7 protein-coding genes and 1 pseudogene are annotated in these 6,555 nt (G+C 33.7%); 5 read left to right on the top strand and 3 right to left on the bottom strand.

Translation table 11 applies throughout. The features are described from left to right. Positions 1-371: 371 nt before the first annotated feature. Positions 372-686 (bottom strand): hypothetical protein, encoded by a 315-nt coding sequence (locus BM227_RS12230; RefSeq protein WP_092914253.1) that lies wholly within the window; start codon positions 684-686, stop codon positions 372-374. Between the two features lie 106 nt (positions 687-792). Between BM227_RS12230 and BM227_RS12225 the strand changes: the two genes are divergently transcribed. Continuing rightward, the gene (locus tag BM227_RS12225; protein ID WP_092914252.1) at positions 793-1,386 is read left to right on the top strand and encodes a flavin reductase family protein; all 594 of its coding nucleotides are present in this window, start codon (positions 793-795) and stop codon (positions 1,384-1,386) included. A gap of 23 nt (positions 1,387-1,409) precedes the next feature. Here BM227_RS12225 and BM227_RS12220 read toward each other — a convergent pair whose 3' ends face one another. Further along, positions 1,410-1,934 (bottom strand): PAS domain-containing protein, encoded by a 525-nt coding sequence (locus tag BM227_RS12220; protein WP_092914250.1) that lies wholly within the window; start codon positions 1,932-1,934, stop codon positions 1,410-1,412. A 110-nt stretch (positions 1,935-2,044) separates the two neighbouring features. Between BM227_RS12220 and BM227_RS12215 the strand changes: the two genes are divergently transcribed. From BM227_RS12215 to BM227_RS12200, 4 genes are read left to right on the top strand one after another with little or no spacing between them, the layout of a single operon-like run. Continuing rightward, a complete protein-coding gene (locus BM227_RS12215; RefSeq protein ID WP_092914249.1) occupies positions 2,045-2,479 on the top strand; it encodes a permease in 435 nt (144 codons plus the stop codon). Further along, positions 2,476-2,976: a permease gene (locus tag BM227_RS12210; RefSeq protein WP_092914247.1), complete on the top strand. Its 501-nt coding sequence runs from the start codon at positions 2,476-2,478 to the stop codon at positions 2,974-2,976. Before BM227_RS12215 ends, BM227_RS12210 begins: the two co-directional genes overlap by 4 nt. Positions 2,977-3,034: 58 nt before the next feature. Next, entirely contained in the window at positions 3,035-3,637 is a 603-nt protein-coding gene (locus BM227_RS12205) for a Tll0287-like domain-containing protein (protein ID WP_092914245.1), read from the top strand. Positions 3,638-3,647: 10 nt separating this feature from the next. Next, entirely contained in the window at positions 3,648-6,236 is a 2,589-nt protein-coding gene (locus BM227_RS12200; RefSeq protein WP_092914243.1) for a cation-translocating P-type ATPase, read from the top strand. Between the two features lie 19 nt (positions 6,237-6,255). Here the strand turns inward: BM227_RS12200 and BM227_RS12860 are convergent. After that, positions 6,256-6,555 (bottom strand): annotated as a pseudogene (locus BM227_RS12860) (hypothetical protein); the annotation flags it as partial.

Genomic DNA, 6,555 nt, shown 5'->3' with positions numbered 1-6,555 from the left:
TGATAACAATTATCTATGCCATCTTTAAAAACAATGAACCTTATAACCCCTCTCGTGTTTTTGCTATGGTTAGACAGTGATAAGTTAAAGAACTAAAGCTAATTTACTTCAAATTGATGATGGAATTGTAATAGTGCCATCACCTTTTAATTGTCAATCAAACCAACTTAGTTTGATTGTAAAAGCACTCTAATCTAAAGTTATAATTTTAGATTAAACTCTTAAAAGTGCTTTCAAAATCAAACTCATTTCAAGAGAAAAATCTCTTGAAAATTGGTTGTTTTTAAAATAGCTTTAAAAAGCTATTGCTTTTTTATTTTTTTGTCCTTTTTAAGTTATTTTTTATAAAAAGGCTTTTTTAAATATTTTCTTTATGCATATATAGACAAAATGTTATTTGAACTATTTTCTGTATTAGTTTGATTTACAATATCAAGTAAAGTTTGAAAATAGTCATCACTACTCATGTTTGTTTTATCAACTTCTTTCATTTGTTCTATTAAAGATTTTTTATCTTCTTCACTTACTGAACTTAACTGCTCTTTTAATGTATTACGTTCATCAGGAGATAAACTTTGCATAATATCTCTCATACCATTAGCACCGCCATTACCCCCACCAGTACCATCCATTTTTCTCATCTGCATCTGTGTTTGCATCATTGAACCAGTTCCATTTACATTCATTGTTATATTCCTCCTCAAGTATATTTATGTTAACCTTCTAAAAGTTAAACAGCATAATATAAAAACATAGTTAGTTGATTGTTAGCTCAAAAAGCAAGGATGTAAAATGATATTTGATTACACTAAAACAAAACCTCTTGACAACTATAAACTTATGTCACAAACAATTATTCCCCGCCCTATTGCTTGGGTCGTAACCGAAAATGAGGGCATTGTTAATGTTGCACCTTTTAGCTACTTTACCGGATTATCTTCAAATCCTCCTACAATGATAATATCTATAGGTCACAAAAGTGACGGCATGCCAAAAGATACGCTTGCAAATATTAGAAAAAACAAAAAATGTACTGTTTGTTTGGTTAAACCGGAGCAACTAGAGTCTATGCATTTTAGCTCTAAAGAGATGGCACATAGCGAAAGTGAATCTGAAGCCTTTAATATTCCAATGAAAAAACTTATTGATGGCTTTCCACCAATGGTTGATGGATCACCAGCAGCATTCTTTTGTGAGCTTTACCAAGAGGTTGATCTGAAAGGAAGTAAAACTATTCCTCTTATTGTTGAAATTAAACAGCAGTTTATTGATGATTCCTGCATTAAAGATATAGAGAGACTAATGATTGATTATGAACCTCTTGCACGTGTAGGTAAAAGCTATGCCCTACTCTCAAAAGAGATTACACCGCCTCAAATTCCATAATATGGAATTTGGCGGTAAGCTACCTATATAAGAGTATTATCAATTATCTCATCAATACTTTTGCTTTTTTCATCTGTAATACGCTTTAGTTTTTCATATGTTTCATATGGCAAATAAGTTACCATTCTTACTGATTCACCTTCTGCTTTGCGCATATCATCATATATATACTGCATCTCTATACGTTTCTCTTTAGGAACAGGAGATCTCATAGATTTATACTCAACCAGTTTGCCATCTTTATATACACCGGAGATTTCAGCATAAACCCAGTAGTATCCTCTATCTTTACGCATATTTTTTACATAGCCACTCCAGTTTTCCTCTCTTTTTATCGTATCCCATAAATCTTTGAAAACTGATTTTGGCATATCTGGATGTCGAAGAATATTATGAGGTTTTCCAATCAACTCTTCTGCACTGTAGCCAGAAATTTTGGCAAATGTATCATTGACATAAGTAATAATACCATTAAGGTCAGTTCTTGAGATAATAACCTCTCCTTCAGGCACTTCTGTCTCGATGAACATATCAAATGTTATATCCATAATTTCTCCTGATTATTGTGATAACTTGATTATATCTTCTTTAATATTTTGTCTATCTTAGATAAAATTAGGCAAACTGTATAAAAAAGTCGGAATATCAGGAAAAACTTATGAAGCAGAAGCAAAGGTCATTTAAAAAAGCGTTGAAAAACTCTTTTACAAATTTTATGTCAATGATGCCAATGATTTTAGCAATTATTGGGTTGGTAGGTATTTTTCAAACATTTATTACAGAAGAGATGCTGGCAAAACTCTTTACAGGTAATAGTGTTAAAGATACACTTATAGGAACAGTTACCGGTGCTATTGCTGTAGGACAGCCATTTGTTAGCTATATTATAGGAGGAGAGTTGCTTGAAGAAGGCATATCTTTATATGCTGTGACAGCATTTATTTTGGCTTGGGTTACTCTTGGCATAGTACAACTTCCGGCAGAAGCAGAAGTTTTAGGAAAACAATTTACTTTTTATAGAAATATATTGGCATTTATTTTTACATTGCTAGTTTCTATTCTAACAGCTTGGACAGTGGAGTTATTAAAATGAAATTAAAAGGGATCCCTTTATTTGTTGCTGTTGTACTATTGTACATTATTCTCTATTTTTTAAATTCGCAAAAGTTATTTCAGGCACTTTATGAGAGCGGGTTGGTACTTTTAAAGATAATTCCTATATTTTTGCTTGTAATTTTATTTACGGCAATCATTAACTATTTTTTTAAACCAAAAGAGGTGGCTCGTCATCTTGGTAAAAAGAGTGGATGGAGAGGATGGGCAGTATCTTTAATTGCAGGAATATTAAGTCATGGTCCAATGTATGCTTGGTATCCAATGATTGAAGACTTAAAACAGCATGGTCTTAAAAAAGGGTTGATTGCTACATTCTTTTATGCAAGATCAATTAAAATTCCTCTTCTTCCAATTATGATAGACTATTTTGGTATACTATTTACAATTGTATTGATTACGTATACGTTAATAGCATCTTTAATACAAGGATGGTTAATAGAGTTGTTGAATATAAAAAGTAGTCATTTTAATTAAATAAAACTATAATAATATTGAGTATAATTAAGATAAAATTATTAAATGGAGGGGTGTTATGAATATAGGACGGTTAACATTTATAGGATTGATGACTTCAGTAATGCTTTTTGCATCTCAGAGTGGTCAAAATGCTATGGGTCCAAAACCTAAAAAAGGAGATGGTGAAATTTCTCAAGTAGTAAAGACTGGTCAAAATGCAACTAAGCTTCTTCTAAAAACCTTAGGTGGAAATATGAAAAAGCATATGAAAAGTGGTGGACCTGCTGATGCACTCAACTTTTGTGCTCTGAATGCTGCAAAACTTACAGCTAAAGTAGATGAAAAACTTGGTAAAAATGTTAGTGTAAAACGCATTACACTAAAACCAAGAAATCCTGCCAATGAAGCTGAAAAAGACGAGAGAAAAGTTCTTGAAGCACTTCAGACATTGCACGAAACTGGAGTTAGACTACCTCGTCATTTGATACAAGAAACAGATGGTGGATATAAGTTTTACAAACCTTTAAAAATAGCAAAAAAAGTCTGTTTAAAGTGTCATGGTACCAATATTGATCCTAAATTAGAAAAAACAATTGCAAAATTCTACCCAACAGACAAAGCAACCGGATACAAAATGGGCGACCTTCGTGGAGCAATTGTTGTAACAATTAAAAAGTAGTGAAAATCATATGGAGGCTTTTCATACTCTCAGCATTGAAGAGACACTAAAAGTTACAGAAAGCTCTCCTTCAGGTCTTACTGAAGCTGAGGCGCAAAAGCGTCTTGGCCATTATGGACCAAATAGTTTACCAGAATCAAAAACAAAACCTCTTCTTTTAACATTTTTTGAACAGTTCAAAAGTCCAATAATCATTATTCTTCTTATTGCTTCTACTATCAGTTTTATAATTGGCGAAGTAGTTGATGCATGGTTTATTTTAGCTGTTTTAGGTATTAATGCTGTCATTGGAACATATCTGGAGCATTCAGCCGCTCAAAAGGCACAAGCTCTTAAATCTAGTGTAAAAACATATGCAAATGTTTTACGTGACTCTCAAATAAGTCGTATTGAAGCAAAAGATTTGACTATTGGTGATATTGTTTTGCTTGAGAGTGGTGACAAAGTTCCTGCAGATATTCGACTAATTGAGAGTCGAGATTTGATGGTTGATGAGTCACTGCTTACCGGAGAGTCTGTTGCAGTTAAAAAGAGTGCTGAAAAGGTTTTTGAAGATATTGAACTTCCTGTAGCAGATCAGTCAAATATGCTCTTTGCAGGGACATATGTAACTTCTGGAAGAGGCAAAGGTGTTGTTGTAGCTGTTGGTCTGCAAACACAAATAGGTAAAATTGCCGAAATGCTGGCACAAAAAAGTAAGGCAAAAATTCCATTAATTGAGCGTCTTGAAAGATTTTCAAAAAATATTGCAATTGCTGTAACAGTAGCATCTGTTTTTCTATTTTTCATAGCACTCTATCGTCATATGGAGATTGCTGAGATATTTTTTCTTATTCTTGCTCTTTTTGTATCTGCTGTACCAGAAGGATTGCCTGTTGCAATTACAGTAGCTCTTGCTGCAGCAGCGGTTGCAATGAGTAAAAGAAATGTAATAGTAAGAAAACTAGCAGCAATAGAGGGTCTTGGCTCATGTACAATAATCGCAACTGATAAAACAGGTACACTGACTGAAAATCAACTACATATACAAGAGTTTATTACCCCCGATAAAGTCATTAAAGACCCTCAAGAGATGTCTGAGACTATTGCCAAAACATTGGTCGTAGCCAATGAAGCGCATATGAGTAAAAAAGAGAGTATCTCATCTTTAGAAGGCGATCAGGTAGATGTAGCATTTGCAATGTTTGCACTTAAAAAAGAGCCATCTTTTGAAACCTTGCTTGAGTCAAAAAGAGTAGATGTAATGCCTTATGAGTCTGCAAAAAAGATGTCAGGTGCAACTATAAAAGATAATGAAGGCTATCTGCACGTCATAAAAGGTTCACCTGAAGTAATCTTAGATTATATAGATATAAATGAAGATGAACAGCGACAATTGATGGATTTAATAGATCAAAAAGCTGCAAATGGTTATAGAATTATTGCAGTAGCAAAAGCAAACAGTAATATTGCTGATATAGAAACTTTGCTAAAACAAAAGCAGTTTGAGTGGATCGGTTTTTCAGCTATTGTAGATCCATTAAGAGATGGAGCAAAAGAGGCTGTAAAGAGGTGTCAGCAAGCAGGAATTGCTGTTGCAATGATAACAGGAGATCACCCTTCTACTGCTTACCACATAGCTAAAGAGCTTGAAATAGCTATGAGTCCAGAAGAGGTTATGGATGCAGAAAAACTCAATCGTTGGGCTGAAAATGGATCTGATCCTAAAGAGATTGCAGATAAACGTGTCTTTGCACGTGTCGCACCGGCACAAAAACTACAAATTGTTCAAGCATTTCAACAGCTTGGAGAGTATGTTGCAGTTACAGGTGATGGAGTAAATGATGCACCTGCTTTAAAATTTGCCAATATAGGCATCTCTATGGGGCGTTCAGGAACAGATGTAGCTAAAGAGAGTGCCGATCTGATTCTTACAGATGATGCATTTCCATCTATAGTTAACGGCATTGAAGAGGGACGAAGAGCTTATGATAATATAAGAAAAGTGGTCCATCTGCTTATTTCTACAGGTTTTGCTGAAATTATTTTGGTTCTTTTGTCTCTTATCTTTTCTACACCTGTACCACTGTTGCCTATACATCTGTTATGGCTTAACCTTGTAACTAACGGCATTCAAGATGTAGCATTAGGGCTTGAAAAAGCTGAACCTGGCATCTTAAACCGCCCTCCTCGCTCTCCAAATGAAGCAATTTTTAATACTGTAATGATTAAACGCATAGCTATTGGTGGTCTCTATATGGGGGTTGTAGCATTTGGGCTATTTTACTATCTGTTAAACGCTGGTTATGAAACTGATTCTGCAAGAAATTTAACACTAATGCTAATGGTGCTTTTTGAAAATGTACATGTATTTAACAGTCGAAGTGAACATTTACCTATGTTTAAAATCAATCATCTTCAAAATCCTTTACTTATTCTTTCTGTCATAGTAGCTCAGGGTGTACATACTGCAGCACTTCACATACCTTTTACGCAAAAGCTACTCTCTGTTGAACCTGTTCCTATGAGAGTGTGGGATGAACTTCTTTTACTCGCTTTTGGACTAGTTTTAGTTATGGAGTTGGAAAAATATATTAGAAAAAAAATAGAAGTATGGTAGCCCATTCCAACCCTAATATTCATTTAATAAGTCCATACTTGATTCTTGTCATACAAATAAGTGTTAAAGCTTCTGTAAGATCATATGTTGTTTCAACAATTTTTCTACCAATATTTTCAACTTTATTCAAATGTAAAATATTGATAACGAAGCTTCTAAGAATAGATAATGCAAAAGCACCTTTATTGACTTTGCATTTATCTTCATTTAATGCAGTATCTTTGTAAAAGTGCATTGTTTCAACACTCCATTCATAAAGAATTTTTGTTAAAAAAGTTTTTGCATCATTATACTCATTTGATATATAGTAGTGTGTTGT

This window comes from Hydrogenimonas thermophila, assembly GCF_900115615.1.
Classification (GTDB): Bacteria; Campylobacterota; Campylobacteria; order Campylobacterales; family Hydrogenimonadaceae; genus Hydrogenimonas; species Hydrogenimonas thermophila.
The sequence above is the reverse complement of the archived record's forward strand: the minus strand, read 5'-3'. Positions and strand labels throughout refer to the sequence as shown.